We start from the raw sequence: 15,042 nt of genomic DNA on the forward strand, positions 1-15,042 counted from the left end.
CCAGCCCTGCGAAATTGCGCCGCCCGCTCAAACCTGGCTCACACGGAATTATTCGAATCACGCCGCAAGCGTGCACCTTCAATCAACCCTGAGTGTCAGATGCAACCCGCAACCGCAAACTCTGAATGGACAACAGCCGCCGACGCGTGGGCCGCGTTCGTCAATCAGCATCCCGAGCTGGGCTACCGCCCCGGCCACTGGCAGTTCCACAACTTCCTTCGCAATTTCCGCGACCGGTTGCGCGACCAGGACGCCATCCGGCTCGCGAAAGGCCGGCATTGGATCGCGCACGGCGTGCGCTTCACCGAAGTCGCGTTTGCCTGCGCCACGGGCAAATGAGACCGCACCTGATGCCGCGCACCATCACAGCCCACCGCCCGCACCTGCCGCTCCACCCTGAAAAGCGGCGCGAATGGGAGTTACTTGCCGCGACCGTCGGGGCCGTTCTGCAGCGCATGATCTACCAGACCGGCCAAGAGGTTCTCAGACTGACGTTCGACGGTGGAAAGGTGTGCACCGTGCCTATCGCCACCCTGCACGGCGCCGGCTGGATGACGTGCAGGCGTGCGCCGCATCGGGAGTGTGCCTGCCAGCCCGAATTGCACGGAACGCGTGCCGTGTGCAGGCCATGCGGGGCTATGTCGGGCCGGCTGCCGCAAGAAGTACAGCGCTGGGTCTCAGCGCAGCCGCCGCACAAGGTGGGCGACGAATGACACCCGCTGCACACGTTTTCGCCGCGATGGTGCAATGGCTGACAGTGCGCGACAGCGGCACACGAGACATCGCGCTGCCGGCGTCGCGGAGTTGCGCAGTCCCGATGCATCGCATCGTGCACTGGCGCCCGAAGAGCAAAAAGCCCGCCGAAGCGGGCTCGCGCAAATGAATTGGCCAACTTCAGCGGCGCTCGCCTTCAGCCCAGCGCGCATAGCCGTGCAGGTCAACCAAGATGCGACCGTCGGGCGCGCGACGGTACTCGGAATCCTGGAGCCAGACGCCCTCCTCAATTTTGCGCCGCAACGCTTTCTCGGTGTAGCCAGTCACGATTGCAGCGAGACCGAGGGTGACGAAGCGGGCAGGTGCGACCACCTGCCGCAGGTCGCTCGATTGCGCCCCCATTCACCGACGCGGCATCTGCCGCTGACGACGGCGAGGGCACGGCAACGCCGGTCCGGAGCCCCAGCGCCAGGCGCGAGCCTCGCGGACGTAGTGCGCGAACAGTTCCGCGGCCGCGTGGCGCTGTGCCTGCATGCGCTGCAGTTCATCGCTCAGACGCCGATCGCTGATGCAGGCCAGGTCCACGATCAGCCCCTTGTGGGCTCCGAGTTGTGCGACGCGGGATGCAAGGCGGGCGCGCTGGCGGGCGATGCGAGTAGTCATTGTGTTTCCCTCCTAGTTTTGCTCGGCACCTCACCGAGTAGCAGCACTGTCGCATGCATCAAAGCACGGAGGGGAATGGCCGAGCGCGGTGTGCGCGAAATGCATTTCGCACGTCTTGCTAAACCGCACTCGGCATTCGCGAGGGAGAACGGCTGCAGCCGCACGCTAAATCGCCCCACGCACGCGTGGCAACAAAACAACTTCTGACGCGATGCCCAATCCGACCATTACCTACAGCCTGTTCCCCGACGAGAGCGCACGCACGCGCACGCAGCGTTCGCTCCCCTGGTCAGAGTTCGTGCAACTCGTGCGCGAGCCGATCGAATACCAAACGAAGGCATCGCAACCTCTCGTGAAGCTCGCCACGTTCGGCGAGAGCCGCACCCCAAAGGGTTGCGTTCGGCATGACGCGAACGTCCTGCGCGTGCACGGGGTGGAAGCCGACTACGATGCCGAACGCGTTCCGATGGCCGACACGGCACGGCGCCTGCAGGATGCGGGGATTGAAGCCCTGCTCGTCACATCTGCCAGCCACAAGCCCGAGGCGCCGCGCTATCGAATCTTCGCGCCGCTATCCAAGCCCTGCCGGCCGGAGGCGCGCCGCGAGCTCCTGGGCGTGCTGAACACGCTTTGCGGCGGAGAACTTGCGGCGGAGAGCTTTACCCTTTCCCAGAGCTACTATTTCGGGCGAGTGCGCGGAGTTCCCTACGAAACACTGCACGTCGACGGCGCGCAATGCCTTGACGACGTCGCACTGTTTCACGAGCCGACCTATCCGGCGAGTGACCACGAAGAGCACAGCGAAGAGCCCATGCTCAGCGATGAGGATCGTTCCCTACTGTTCGCCGACGTCACCGACGAGACGATGGCCGAAGTGCGGTCAGCCGTCGCCTCCCTGAAGCCGCATCGGTATGAGAAGGGAAGCTACCTGGCGTGGCGGGAGATCATCTGGGGATTGAAGTCTCTGGGGTTTGCAGGGCGAGACGCGGAGGCGAAGGCGATCGCACTGGAGTTCAGCCAGCGCGGAGGCGATGCCTTTGATGCGGAGGGCTTCGAGCGTTGCTGGCGCGAACTGCCGAAGCGGACCACCTACAAAACGGTTATCCACCGCGCACAGCAAGACGGATGGGGGAATCCGCGCAGCGGGCGACCCGCGCCCGATCGCGCCGACGGTGGGCGCGTAGACATGACGGACAGCGGCAACGTGAACGCGCTTTTCGAGGAGACGCGCGGCGACTTGCGATACATCGTCGAGCGCAAGTGCTTCATGCAATGGGACGGGCTCGCTTGGAACGTCGACGAGTCAGGCAGTGCCGCGGCAAGCGCGACAAAGCTCGTCGCAGAGCGCTACCTGCGTAGCGCGAAGAAGTTGGAGGCAGACGCCGACGCAGCGGCCGGAGAGGACCGCAAGCGCCTGCTGAAGCTCGCCGAGTCGCATCGGTCATGGGCAAACTACTGCCGCAACCGACGCGGCATGGACAACATGCTGGCACTGGCCGCCCGCGACGATCGATTTGCGATCGGCCTGGCCAACCTGGACACCGACAGGTGGGCTTTTGGAGCTGCCAACGGTGTGATTGACCTTCGAAGCGGAGAGCTTCGCCCGAGTGCACGCGGCGACTTCATCACGCGCCGCAGCCCCTACCGGTTCAACATAGATGCTCGTGCCCCGCGCTTCGAACAGTTTGTCGGCCAGATCACCGCGCGCCCTGCACCAGGTGGCGGCTTCACGCCCCGTCCGGGTCTAGCGAAATACCTCCATCGCGCGGTTGGATATTGGGCTACTGGCAGCGTGGAAGAACACAAGATGTTTGTTGCCGTCGGCGAAGGTAGCAACGGCAAGAGCGTGCTTGTTGATGTACTAGCGGAAGTGCTCGGGCCGTACGCAGTTGCGATCCCGCCGGACGTGATGATGTCAACCAGTCGAGAGAATGACGGCGAGCGCCCGACCCCCTTCGCTCGCCGGCTCGCAGGGGCGCGGCTGGCGTACGGCTCTGAGGCCAGGGAAGGGCAGAAGTTGAGCTCCGCATGGGTGAAGAAGCAAACCGGCGACGCGCGACTGACGGCGCGGGGACTTCAGGAGAATGCCTTCACGTTTGACACGACTCACAAGCTGGTGCTGCTGACGAATCACGAGCCGCACCTCGACCACCTGGACGCCGCGACAAGGGGACGACTCCATACGATCCCGTTCGATGCACGGTGGAACAGGCCAGGCGTTCCCGACCGAGACCCCAACCTGCCAGACGGTGACAAACACCTGATGCAGCGGCTCATTGCGGAGGCTGAAGGAATCCTGTTATGGGTAGTGCAAGGCGCCGTTGCGTACGCCCGGGAAGGGCTCGAACCTCCGGCCGACGTAGCAGCGCGGACGCGCGAATACTTCGCAGAGCAGGACTGTTTTGCGCAATGGGTCGCGACGATGCAGCGATGCGCCGCGAAGGTCGGGACGGCAGCGGCTGCGCTGTTTACGGACTTCCAAGCCTTTTGCGCAGGTGAAGGTATCAGCAGCGCATCACCGGGCACACAACGCGCCTTCGCTAAGGCTCTGCAGTTGCAGGGTATCCCCAGCGAGCGAGTGAGTACGGGCACGGTGTGGGGGCTTCGCGCGCCGGATGCCGACATCTTCTGAATGGCAGATTGCAGATCGTGTAGGTACTTTCCGGTTTTCTCTCTATGCCATCAAAAGATGACACATATAGAAAGAATGGGGAAGTACCGCCAGAACTGCAATCTGCCATTGCCCGACCAATCGAAAGGAAACCCATGATGGAAATCTCTGAATCGGCAAAGCCCTTCGCTGCTGCCATCCTTGCGCTGGACGACCGTGCTAGGCCCGACATGATTGCGCAGTTCAGGCCGGAGGAAGTCGGCGACGTTCACCGCGCCTTCGCCCTGCACCTTTTCGCGCTCACGTTGATGGACCGGTTTCCCGACGCGGAACAGGAGGCAGAGAAGCACAGAGCGGTGGTCGAAGCCGCGGGCGCCTTGTCGCTCGGCTGGGAGGCGCATGCGTACCTGCGCGCCCGATTCCTCGCCGCCAAGGCCATCGGCGAGGCCATGCGCCCGACACAGCACTAGGAGCACGGCATGTGGACCACTGAATCTGCATGGCAACTGGCGCAAGCGTTCGCCCTCCTGCCGAAGAGCGTCGTAGGGCTCGCTGCATACCTGGTCTCGGCGGGTGACGCCCTGGCCGACCAGGATGCACAACTGCGTATCCTGGACCTGCTCTCCCAGATGGGAGAGGTTGGCCCCTCCGACGACATCGTCCGCACCGCCTGCGTGCGTCACACCGCAGGAACGGAAGCGTCAGAGTATGCGGCTCTGCCCCCTGCAGCCAAGCGAGAGCTTGCGGCAGCTATGGGTTTCGTGAGCGCGCTCGCTGGGCTGTTCGCTCGCCTGCAGGTCGCGACGGCGCTGAACGCGCTTCCCGCGGCCGGCGATCCGTCCCGGCCAAACTGAACCGGTCGGGGACCCTGCAGCAACTTTTCGGCGTGCGGGGACGATGAGGCCCGGCGAACACGCGTTCCAGATGCTACAAACTTGATAGCGGTTCAAGGCGACGTTCTCTTTGCCTGACGTTCCAGGCGAACTCGCCATTGCATGCGCTGGATACGGTAGAGGCGAAATTTAGCCGCACGACAGCTCGTGTCGCTGCGGCCACTATCGCCCTATGAACCTTACCGACGATCAGCATCCGGCGAACACCCAAGGGCTCTGGCGCCTCGGCGCCGCCGCCTCTTCGGTGGGACTCACCGGCAAGCAACTCGCGTCCGCGTGTCTGAACCGGCGGATTCCCGTGTCCCTTGTGGTGCTCGGGGAGCGCTCGCGTTACGTCAACGCAGCCGAGTTCAACGCATGGCGCGCCAGTCTCACCGCCCCGCGCGCCGAGGAAAACCTTTTCAACTAGGAGCACGTTCCCAATGCCCAACTTCCTGATGGACAGCGGCGCCTTCGACGCCGACACCCTGACGCAAGCGTTCGTCGCCGCGCCGTACCAACCCGGCATGGTAGGCAATCGCAACCTGTACGAGCCGCGCGGCATCCCCACCACGAAGGCGCGCGTCGAGTACCGCGAAGATGGCCTGGTGCTCGTGCCGAGCTCGCCGCGCGGCGCGCCCGGCGAGACGCACACCACGGCAAAGCGCAAGATGGTCGAATTCGACTGCGCGCACCTCCTGACCCGCAGCACCATCCTCGCTGAAAGCCTGCAGAACGTGCGCGCGATGGGCACCGATGCGCTCAAGACCGTGGAACAGGAGCGCGACCAGCACCTGAGCGAAATGCGCGGCCGCCTCGGGGCCACGATCGAATATCACTGGGCCCGCGCCCTCGCCGGCCAGGTGCTCGACGCGGACGGGTCCGTGCTCGTGGACCTGCTGGCCGAATTCGGCGTTGCACAGCAGTCCCATCCGATGGCGCTGAACATCGCCGGCACCAACGTGCGCCGCCAGATCGTGACTGCTAAGCGCATGTCGGAGCAAGTTCTCGGCGCCTCCGTGCCGAAAAGCTGGGTTTGCTTCGCATCGGCGGGCTTCATGGATGCCCTGACGGACCATCCCAGCGTGGAAGCTGCGCTGGCCGGGTGGAGCGCGGCCCGCGAGATGCGTGACGACGTCCGCCCCGACTTCGACTACGCCAACGTGCAGTTCGTCGAGGCGCGCAACTACGCGGGTGTGGTGCCGGTGGAAGACGGCGCCGCCTACCTGGTGCCCGAGGGCATCCCGGGCCTGTTCATCACGCGTTTCGCGCCGGCCGACTACGCCGACACGATCAACCAGGAGGGACAGCAGACTTACGTCCGCGCCGAACCCCTGCCGTTCAATCGTGGCGTGCAGATGGAGGCACAGATGAACCCCGTTTCCATCGTGACTCGCCCGCGTGCGGTCATCAAGCTGCTGGCGGAGTGAGACGAGCCATGCGAGCCTTCGACCATTCGAAGCTCGCCGATTTGCGAGAGCGCCACGCCCGGTTGCATGACAGCTACCGCGGCGCGGCTTCCCGCGGACGGGAGCTTAAGCGGGAAGCCGCCATCCTGGTTGCGTCCTGCGTGGCAGAGACCAAGGAAGAGGCGGCGGCTGCCGTTCTGCAACTGCCAGCGGACAAGCTGCGTGATGTTGCCGAGGGCGAACTCGAAGCGCACGGCATCCACTCGCGGACCGTGCGCCGCATCCTGACCGCGCACCATGCAGCCGCGGCACAACAACAGGTGGCGGAGGCGCTTGCGTCCGAAGTTCACCGCAGCAACGCGCTGATGGCGCGCATGAACGAATACGCCTGCCGATTCGAGTAACAGCCCCCATGTCGAAAATCTCAAGCCAAGTAGCCGCCCTGCGTACGCAGATCGCCGAACTGCAACGGGAACGCGATGCGTTGCAGCGCCAGCGGCGCAGCCGGGCCGAAGTGGCGGCAGCCGTCGACCAGCAGATCAAGGAATGGGCAGAGCGCGGCCGCGGCGCGTTCGCCCGCGCCGTCGTGCAACTGTCGGAAGGGCTCGCAGCCAGTCCGGTTGTCCTGCGGACGACGGGCGGCGCTGACGGTGTGGCGCATGCCGACCTCGGCCCGTTCCTGGTCGCATGCGTCGGGGAGGTAAAGGTACGCGAAGCGTACCTCGCCAGCCTGGCGGACATGCCGGAGGGCTTGCCGCGGGCAGCCCGTGACACGCGCCTGCGGGAGATCGCCTCCCGGCTGGATGATCTGGAACTGCAGGAAGAGGAGCTTGTCGAGCGGAGCGAGACGTCCGGCGATCCGATCGCCCGGCGCCCCGATGCTCGCCCGGAAGTGGTGCTCGGTGCACCGCCTGCAAACGGCCCGTCCCGGCGCGGCCCGGTGCGCGAAGAGCGCGAGCCGCAGCGCATCGAATCGCCCTACCTGGCGGAGATGGCGCGCCGCCGCTACGAGTAACAGCACATGGCAACTGCACGCAAAGACGTTGAGCTCGCATTCCGAGTCTCGACACCTGGTGCCGAGAGCATCGGCGATCTCGGGAGCGATCTCCACAGCCTCGGCGGCGAGGGCGGCAAGCTCGCTGCTGAATTCGAGCGCAGCGCCGCCGCGCTGGACACCCTGCGCAAGGCGGAGCGTGCAGCGCGTGACGAGCTCCGGTCCGCACAGCAGGCGCTGCAGGCGAACAAGGACGCGATTCGCGCACTCCGCCTGGAAACGGACGGCGCCGGAAAGGACTCCGACGAATACCGGTCGCATCTCCTGCAACTGAAGCGCGCGCAGTTCGAGTCGGAACAGCAGGTGCGTTCCCTGCGCGCCGCCTACGATTCTTCCAAGACAGCCACACGCGAGGCCGCAGCAGCCCATCGCGCGCTCGCCGACCAGGTCAAGAGCAGCGCTGGCGCGCAGGCCGAGTCAGCAAAGACCCTGCGCGACGAGCTCAAAGGGGTTGCAGGACAACTCACCCAAATACGCAGTGCAGCGGCTGCCTTGGTGGGTGGGCAGATGCTGGGCGGGATGCTCGGGGACGTTGCCCGCACCGCCGACGAATTCGCGAACCTCGCTGCGCGCGTCAAGCTCGCGACCAGCGAAGGCACCGGCTTCAATCAGGCTTTCTCAGGCGTGTTTGAGGTTGCCCAGCGCACGAATACCGCCGTCGAAGCGACCGGCATGCTCTTCACCCGCATCCTGCAGGCCGGCAAAGCCATGGGGATGGGTGTGTCCGACGCCCTGGCGCTGACGGAGACCGTCAACCAGGCAGTGCAACTGAGCGGAGCGAGTGCGGAGGCGTCTACGGCCGCTGTCACACAGTTGCTGCAGGCGCTGCAATCGGGCGTGCTGCGCGGCGACGAGTTCAACAGCGTAATGGAGCAGGCGCCGCGCCTCGCGCAAGCCCTCGCCGCAGGTCTGGGCGTAACGACGGGTGAACTGCGGAAGATGGCCGAAGCCGGCCGCCTTACGAGCACCACGGTGGTCGCTGCCCTGCAGGGGCAAGCCACCGCCCTGCAGGCGGAGTTCGATCAACTGCCCGCCACGTTAGGCCGCGCGATCACGAATCTTTCGACCGCCTGGACGCAATATGTCGGGGAGGTGGACAAGGCGCACGGCATCAGCACGGCCGCCGCAAATGCAATCAACGTGCTTGCCAGGAACCTGGACACGGTCGCAGGCATCCTCCTCAGCGCCGGCAAAGCCGCTGCAGCCTACAAGGCGATCCAGCTCGCGCAAACCCTGCTCGGGCAGGCGCAGGCCACGACAGCAGCGACCGCCGCAACCGCGGCGAACACTGCTGCAACGGTTGCGAACACCGCAGCCAAGCGGGACAACGCCGCGGCAACGGGTGCCGCGGGAGATGCCGCCGCGGGTGGCGCTGGCAAGTTCGCTGCCGCGATCGGAACCCTCAAACTTGCAGCGCTCGCTACTGTCGTCACGAACTTCCGGGAGATCGGAACGGCGATCGGCGAAACCGCTGCACGGTGGGTGGGCTACGGCAAGATAATGGATCGAGCCGAAGCCGCAATGAAGGCAGGGGAGGAAGCAACCCGCGCGAACGCCGCGGCGAAAGCCGCATTGGCGCAGAAGCTTCAGCTTGCCGCCGACAAGGCGCTGGGACTGAGCATGGAAAGCCGGAAGCTCGTCGACGAGTTCGAAGGCGTACGCCTGAAGGGCGAGAGCACCGCCGAAGCGCTGGAAAAGCTAACAAAGAGCCTGCGCATTGGCGACATCAAAGGCATTGCTGACGCAGGCGCCGCGCTGGATGCCCTCGGTCTCAAGGGGGAACTGTCCGCGGCGCAAATTCGCGACTCGTGGACGAAGGCGCTGAAGGATGTTGACCTAGGCATCTTCGCGACCGAAGCGCGCGCCGCTTTCGATTCGTCCGAACAGGGCGCGCGCAGGCTCGCTGCTGCCCTGGACGGTGCCACGCGTGAGGCGATCCGGCGCGCAGGGCTCGACTTCCAACTGATCTCCGGCGGGATGGGTGCAGCGGCACAGAGCGCCCTGAACGACCTTGACCTGATCGTGTCGCGGTTCGACTCGCTGCAGGCTTCCGGCGCCGATACCGGGCGCGTGCTCGCCGCTTCGATCGGAAAGGCAATCGACAGCGCGGATTCAAAGGCGGCAATCGAGTCCGTGAAGGTGCAGATTGAGGGGGTCCGCAACGTGCTCGGGGACAAAGTTGCAGATGGCTTCATGGATCAAGCGAAGACGAAGGCGCTGGAACTCGCTGACGCACTCGACAAGGCGCTTCCAGGCGTGCAATCGCTGCGGGAAGCCTACCGACAACTCGGTATGCAGGTGCCGGAAGACCTGGCGCGCGTCGCGGACAAAAACAAAGAAGCATGGGACGCGATCCAGCGCGACGGCCGCGCGAGTGCTGAGGTGCTAAGAACCGCGTTCGCTCGCTACGCACAATCCGTGCTCGACGCGAGCGGCGCCGTCGGCACCGGCAGTCGCGCAGCGACTCAGGAACTCCTGAAGTCCGAAGCCGCCGCGCGCGGACTCGCGGTGGAGTTCGACAACGCCGGCCGGATCATCGTTCGCGGCGCGTTCGACAGCGCCGCGGCAGTGGGCAAGATGGGCGAAGCCTTCGACAAGACAACGCGCTCCATCGAGCGGCAGAGCGCCGCACTGCAAGAGCTCTACGACCGCAACAAAATCGCGCGGCCGGCCGGAACCGCGGACGGCTTCACGAAGAACGCGGACGGCAGCGCCGCCGGCACCTTCACGAACACGCTTCCCGTGGACCTGGCCGACCGCCTGATGCGCACGGGCGGAAAGGGCATGACCCCGGAGGAGATCAACGCGGCGATCCAGCAGGCCGACGCGGCATTCCGCGACATGCAGGCGTTCACGCGCCAGAACCCGGGTGCGTCGTCGACCGAGTACCAGCAAAGCACCACAGCGCTGGAGAACGCCGCCAACGTCGCACGCCAGAAGCAGACCGGCGGCGCGATCCGCACCGTGAAGGTCCAGATCGGCGGCAGCCCCGCGTCGAACATCAACGTCGCATCCCAGCAGGACTCGGACGCCCTGGTCGGGATGCTGCGGCAGCTTGAAACGCAATCCAGGAGCGCCGCGTGAGCTGTCGGTGACCTATTCACATTGAGGCGCGCGCCGATGCGTGGCGCATCCTGCAGGCGCAGGCATCCTCAACCCCCCGCCTGCACTTTCTCAGGGTCGCCTTGTGCGGCCCCTTTTTTCATGTGGCACCCGGTGACCGCTCGCTACCCACGTTGCTGGCCTGGCGGATTCGCACTGGCATGCAAAGCAAAGTGGCCTGTCGCTCAACGTGGCGCACTAAGCGGTATACCGACTTCAGGTCCTGTCTGGCGGATTCCGGGGTGTTACTCATCGTGATCCAGCCCGCGCTTCCGAACCGATGCGTGCGGTGGTGAACCCAATCAGCATGGGCGACGCCCTTGTCGCGCAGGGAAAGGAGGCGATCGTGCAATTGCTGCAACGCTGGGCGCCCTTCGAACAGCTTCAACGCGGAGGCATCCAGCTTTGGCGCCGCTCGACCTTCTGTGCGCGACTTGATGAACGGCCGTGCGTAGACGACGATGATCGCGAGCATCGTCGCATCGGCAACCCCGCGCGTCTGCCAGCCCTCTTTGATTACCAGTGCGTGAAGGGCGCGCAGGTACCGACCCGCTTCGCGCATGTCTGACATTGCTTGAGCGAGTCGGCGGGCTAGTTTTGGGTCAATCGCCTGCGTGGGGAGTTCTTTGCCGGACATGCGCGCAGGGTACAGCAGCACCGTGCTGGCTCGCCCGAATGAAGTTGCCCGCCGTGCTGCCGAGTGCCACACTTCGGGCCAGATGAGCAGAGGAGGACGGATATGCGCGCGTTTGGCAGAACGATCGTCGTGGCCGCGGCAATTTGCTTGAGTCCTGGCGGCGCGTGGGCGGTTTACAAGTGCGCTGACGGGAATGGGCGCATTGCTTTTCAAGACACCCCCTGCCCGGGCGCTGGAACACAGTTCGACGTGAAACCCGCGGGCGGGATAGCGCCGGCACGTGAGCACACATCTTCGTCCAACGTCCCGCAGTCGGAGGCCGATCGGCTGGAGCGCATTGTTTCGGACAGCCAGAAGCAGCGCCGCAAGTTGGAGATAGAAGCACGCCTGCTGCCGGACGCCGAGGCTGCCATGCGCACCCTGCGCAACCAGTGCGATGGGCAGATGGCTGCCCTACGCGCCCAGAAAGGTGCCGCGAACAACAACCTGGCGGGAGCGACATGGGAGGTTTCCCTCTCAGGTGAAATGTCCGCCGTTGCGACGCGCTGTGACACCCGTCAGCGTGAGTTGCGCCAGGACTACGATGCTCTCGCGAGGGAGTGCGCCGCGCTGGCCGGCTGCAAGCGGTAGGGCGACGTTGTAGGGGCGTTGTGCTATCTTTGCGGCTCGTCCGTCGCAGGCGAAGCCTTCACACGGCAGGGGTCACATGTTCGATCCATGTATCACCCACCAGAATTTTCCAATGAAATCAGGCACTTAGCGGAAACGCCAAGTGCCTTTTTCTTTTCGGTACGGAGAAAGTACGGAAAAGGGGGCTGATCACAGCGGTCCACATCGCCCAAGGCGCTCGGCGCCGGTGTTGAGTCCCTGGAACATCGGCGGAGCTCCGCGGCAGTTCAGAGCGGCCGCTGGTGCGTTGATCAAGGCGGTGCATACAGCGTTGCCCGGCACCGGCGGACCTCCGCGCTCATCGTGACGCGGGTCGCTCTTAGCAGGACGATCTGCATCGTCCTGCTAAGAGGCCACTATCCATGCGCTTCCAGCGCGTTGACGCGGGCGACCCCGCAACTGAACGCACGGGAAAGTCAGCGGTGGGGATGAGAGGCCAGAACGGCCCGCGCTTGCCAACGCTTGCTAGGGCTCATCGGACCGTAGGCGGGCGCGGCGTGGTGTATGACAAGGCCTCTTCCGCGAGCAATGGAAGCAAGCCCCACTCCAGCGGCCTCAAAGCGTGCCACCTGGGCGACTGCCGGCCGAACGAACGCGTTGTCGAGCACGACCCACGATTCGTCCGCGAATTGAAGATTTCGGTATGCCTGGACCAGCACGCGCTGCCAGTTGCTGATCTTCGCTTCGACGGCAATCAGGCGATCGTACGGGGGCGACTTGACCGTTGCGATGTTCAAAGAACTACCCGCCTGCTTGGCAAGGCCCGCCATCGACAACTGCGATATGACTCGTTGGGCAGCACGCTCCGAGGCTCCCAAGGCAGCTGCCAGCTCCCTGCGGCTCCTGATCTCGTCGCCCACGCCGCGCTGCAACAGCACCGCGAGCCGGGGCGAGACATTGGCAAGCGCACGCAGGCTGTCGGTGCTGCGCGGTGCCCGCTTGGTGAGAACCAAGTCCGCGATTCCGACTCCGGCATCCACCTCCAACTCGACACGGTAGTCGCGTCGGCGTGCACGTCTTGTGCACGCCACAATCGTCCTGACCAACTGCTCCTCTGAGTCAAAACCAACGCTCTTCACACTTCGCCTTTTGCCGTCCGACTGTCCGTCTTGATTGACCTGCCCCCTTCCTCCATACCAGTCCAAGGTAGGAAGTCCGGGGTTGAGAGGTTAATGGATTCGGTCGGTGGCAAATTGGTCTTCTTTCAGCGTCGCACTGCGCTGGCGATGCTGCTCCGTGAACCGTGCTGGTGGAATGCGCCGAAGCCTGCTGTGCGGCCTGACGTCTTCGAAACACTGCGCCAAGTGGCGATGGCAGCACAAGTCTGGGTGAGCGTTTGCAACGAGTGCTCATTCAAGCACTCGTCGCGGAACTTGCCACTGAAGCTCTCGATGTAGCCGTTCTGCATCGGCCGGCCGGGCTCGATCGGGATGTGCCGAGTCCGATCCTTGCGCCCAGCCCATGAACGCTCGGCTGGTGAACTCTGCTCCGTTCTCAGTGCGGACGGCCGCGGATAGCCGCAGAAGCGCGCCACCTCGTCCAAGAGGCGCGAGACGCATCTCACCCGAGATGTCGAAGGCGGCGTCGACCTGGAAGCACTCGTTGCAGGAGCGTCGGCGACCGTGAGGCACTTGATCCGTCGGCCGTTGGCCAAGCTGACTTTGAGCCGTTTCCGCGAACAGGTACTCGCTTGATTCTCAAGCGTCTGAATTGCTCGGGCGCAGGGTTGTCCACGACGGCGGTCTTGACCGGCGACGTCTGCCCGAGACCGAGTGCCGGCGGCGCGGGTTGTACCAGTCCTCGACCCAGGTGCAAAGGGGAGAGCGGTGGAGGTTCCCAAGGCAGCATCTGACACGTGAACGAGTGGATCCAGCGCGCAATCGAGCGGCGCTCTCTTCCGCTGCCATCGGCTTTCGGCCCGGATGCAGACCTCGGCTCCAGGGCAGATCAATCGAGCTAGCCGCCCGACCTACACTTGGGTCCGGAGGGGAACGATGAAAAAAGAGATCGGAGTTCGGGTTGATCCGAGTTTCGGAGTCGCGCAGTTGCTGCCGGGATTGCAAGCGGCCGTAGCTGCCAATGGTACTTGGCAAGCTGACATGCAGGCAGCACTCATCGCTACGGCGATTCTCACCTCGCCGCCGCTTTACCGGCCATTCCACCTGAACACGTTTTGGGCTTGGCTACGATACGGCCCGGCGATTTCACGGGCACACAGGGAGTTGCGCCTTCGATGGCTTTGGCGCCATATCGATCCACATCAGAAGACGATCCTGTCAGACGACTTCGGGATGGGACTTCCTGCCCTTTACCTCGTGCAGAACTTTGCGTTCGAGGACTTCGCGGACACACAGCATCTGCTGGAGCGGCTTCTCCTCGGCGTCGTGTCGCCTGCCGCCATTCAGAAGAATGGCGCCGCAAAACTGCCGGATTTCATTGCGATCGATTCACTGGACCGATTGCACATCCTCGAGTGCAAAGGGACGCAAGCAAAGCCCGACTTCGGACAAGCGCTTCGGCGAGGAGTTCAACAGAAGAATAACTTGTCCAATCCCGGCATCTTCACTTCGATCATGGTTTCTGCCTTGTTCATTCCCCAGTTTCGGAGCAAGAGCGCGCCCGAGTTGCTTTTCGTCGATCCCGATCCGGACATTCGTTTCAAGCTTCTTGCCGATCGAGTTGACGCAAAGCGAATACGCCTTGAAGTGAGATTGCAGGCCTTGGCCAAGGCGTTGAGCGCTGCTGGGGTGTGGCAGATGGCTACTGGCATCGGAACTGGTGCCGTCAGTCCCGACAGTGCGGCATACGTTCGCAACCTCGGGGGTGGAGAGTTGCATTCTGCCGGGTTTGAACTCTCGGCGGGACGTTGGATTCGGCGAGTGCACGTCAGAACCTTGGAGCCTCTGGACAAGGAAAGTCCGACAAAAGATGAAGAGAAACTCGAGCCGGTCGACACCTACCTGACGATTTCGATACCCGACCTTCTGATGCGCGCAGTCAGAGACGCAGTACGAGACGACGGCATCGTTGCAACAGATCCGCTCAAGGACTGGGTCACCGCGTCGTTAAACGAGAAACGCTCTGTCGCTGCCTCAAAGAGCCTAAAGACTCGTCGAGGCAATCGCGAGGTTTCCGTTGCAGCGAAAGCGAGTTCCTGGAGCACGAGCGAGGAGGAGGACCTGGCAACGTTGACAACCACCGCCGATATTGCGTTTGAGATAACCCGTAAGCGTGGCTAACGCGAGGAGGCAAGCAGTGGAGTCGAGACTGTTCGCCGTCGCACAAAGTTGCGGACGATTCCGCGACGCTGC

The 15,042-nt window shown here is 64.2% G+C and carries 16 protein-coding genes and 1 pseudogene; 12 read left to right on the forward strand and 5 right to left on the reverse strand.

All coding sequences use genetic code 11. The annotated features are described in order from the left end of the window. Window positions 1-99 precede the first annotated feature (99 nt). The gene (locus JI746_RS22690) at window positions 100-339 is read left to right on the forward strand and encodes a hypothetical protein (protein ID WP_201692564.1); all 240 of its coding nucleotides are present in this window, start codon (window positions 100-102) and stop codon (window positions 337-339) included. A gap of 11 nt (window positions 340-350) precedes the next feature. Continuing rightward, window positions 351-713, forward strand: coding sequence for a hypothetical protein (locus JI746_RS22695; protein ID WP_201692565.1), 363 nt, complete (start codon window positions 351-353; stop codon window positions 711-713). Between the two features lie 181 nt (window positions 714-894). Here the strand turns inward: JI746_RS22695 and JI746_RS22700 are convergent, their stop codons facing one another. Together JI746_RS22700 and JI746_RS22705 are read right to left on the reverse strand one after the other, a co-directional pair. Beyond that, window positions 895-1,116: an excisionase gene (locus JI746_RS22700; RefSeq protein ID WP_201692566.1), complete on the reverse strand. Its 222-nt coding sequence runs from the start codon at window positions 1,114-1,116 to the stop codon at window positions 895-897. Beyond that, window positions 1,117-1,377, reverse strand: coding sequence for a hypothetical protein (locus JI746_RS22705; protein ID WP_201692567.1), 261 nt, complete (start codon window positions 1,375-1,377; stop codon window positions 1,117-1,119). It lies immediately after the preceding gene. Between the two features lie 211 nt (window positions 1,378-1,588). Here JI746_RS22705 and JI746_RS22710 point away from each other — a divergent pair, with 211 nt between their 5' ends. From JI746_RS22710 to JI746_RS22745, 8 genes are all read left to right on the forward strand, one after another. Next, window positions 1,589-4,009: a DNA primase family protein gene (locus JI746_RS22710; RefSeq protein ID WP_201692568.1), complete on the forward strand. Its 2,421-nt coding sequence runs from the start codon at window positions 1,589-1,591 to the stop codon at window positions 4,007-4,009. 134 nt (window positions 4,010-4,143) lie between these two features. Beyond that, window positions 4,144-4,458 carry a hypothetical protein gene (locus JI746_RS22715; RefSeq protein ID WP_201692569.1) on the forward strand — a complete coding sequence of 105 codons (315 nt, stop codon included), beginning with the start codon at window positions 4,144-4,146 and terminating at the stop codon, window positions 4,456-4,458. A gap of 9 nt (window positions 4,459-4,467) precedes the next feature. Next, a complete protein-coding gene (locus tag JI746_RS22720) occupies window positions 4,468-4,842 on the forward strand; it encodes a hypothetical protein (protein ID WP_201692570.1) in 375 nt (124 codons plus the stop codon). A 211-nt stretch (window positions 4,843-5,053) separates the two neighbouring features. After that, complete coding sequence (locus tag JI746_RS22725) at window positions 5,054-5,290, forward strand: hypothetical protein (RefSeq protein ID WP_201692571.1); 237 nt, start codon at window positions 5,054-5,056, stop codon at window positions 5,288-5,290. A gap of 13 nt (window positions 5,291-5,303) precedes the next feature. Beyond that, a complete protein-coding gene (locus JI746_RS22730; protein ID WP_201692572.1) occupies window positions 5,304-6,290 on the forward strand; it encodes a major capsid protein in 987 nt (328 codons plus the stop codon). 8 nt (window positions 6,291-6,298) lie between these two features. Further along, window positions 6,299-6,673 carry a hypothetical protein gene (locus JI746_RS22735; RefSeq protein ID WP_201692573.1) on the forward strand — a complete coding sequence of 125 codons (375 nt, stop codon included), beginning with the start codon at window positions 6,299-6,301 and terminating at the stop codon, window positions 6,671-6,673. Window positions 6,674-6,681: 8 nt separating this feature from the next. Continuing rightward, entirely contained in the window at window positions 6,682-7,284 is a 603-nt protein-coding gene (locus JI746_RS22740) for a hypothetical protein (RefSeq protein WP_201692574.1), read from the forward strand. A gap of 6 nt (window positions 7,285-7,290) precedes the next feature. Next, complete coding sequence (locus tag JI746_RS22745) at window positions 7,291-10,407, forward strand: tape measure protein (RefSeq protein WP_201692575.1); 3,117 nt, start codon at window positions 7,291-7,293, stop codon at window positions 10,405-10,407. 118 nt (window positions 10,408-10,525) lie between these two features. Here JI746_RS22745 and JI746_RS22750 read toward each other — a convergent pair whose 3' ends face one another. After that, window positions 10,526-11,062, reverse strand: a complete 537-nt coding sequence (locus JI746_RS22750; RefSeq protein ID WP_201692576.1) for a hypothetical protein — start codon at window positions 11,060-11,062, stop codon at window positions 10,526-10,528. A 102-nt stretch (window positions 11,063-11,164) separates the two neighbouring features. Here JI746_RS22750 and JI746_RS22755 point away from each other — a divergent pair, with 102 nt between their 5' ends. Then, on the forward strand, window positions 11,165-11,692 hold the full coding sequence (locus JI746_RS22755; RefSeq protein WP_201692577.1) for a DUF4124 domain-containing protein: 528 nt from the start codon (window positions 11,165-11,167) through the stop codon (window positions 11,690-11,692). Window positions 11,693-12,147: 455 nt separating this feature from the next. Here JI746_RS22755 and JI746_RS22760 read toward each other — a convergent pair whose 3' ends face one another. Beyond that, entirely contained in the window at window positions 12,148-12,684 is a 537-nt protein-coding gene (locus JI746_RS22760) for a hypothetical protein (RefSeq protein ID WP_201692578.1), read from the reverse strand. 216 nt (window positions 12,685-12,900) lie between these two features. Continuing rightward, window positions 12,901-13,385: pseudogene (locus tag JI746_RS28380) on the reverse strand (integrase core domain-containing protein); the annotation flags it as partial. A 340-nt stretch (window positions 13,386-13,725) separates the two neighbouring features. On the opposite strand from JI746_RS28380, the gene JI746_RS22770 reads away from it, so the two are divergent. Then, window positions 13,726-14,970, forward strand: a complete 1,245-nt coding sequence (locus JI746_RS22770) for a hypothetical protein (RefSeq protein WP_201692580.1) — start codon at window positions 13,726-13,728, stop codon at window positions 14,968-14,970. Window positions 14,971-15,042: the final 72 nt, after the last annotated feature.

This window comes from Ramlibacter alkalitolerans (assembly GCF_016722765.1).
In the GTDB taxonomy this organism is placed as follows: Bacteria; Pseudomonadota; Gammaproteobacteria; order Burkholderiales; family Burkholderiaceae_C; genus Ramlibacter; species Ramlibacter alkalitolerans.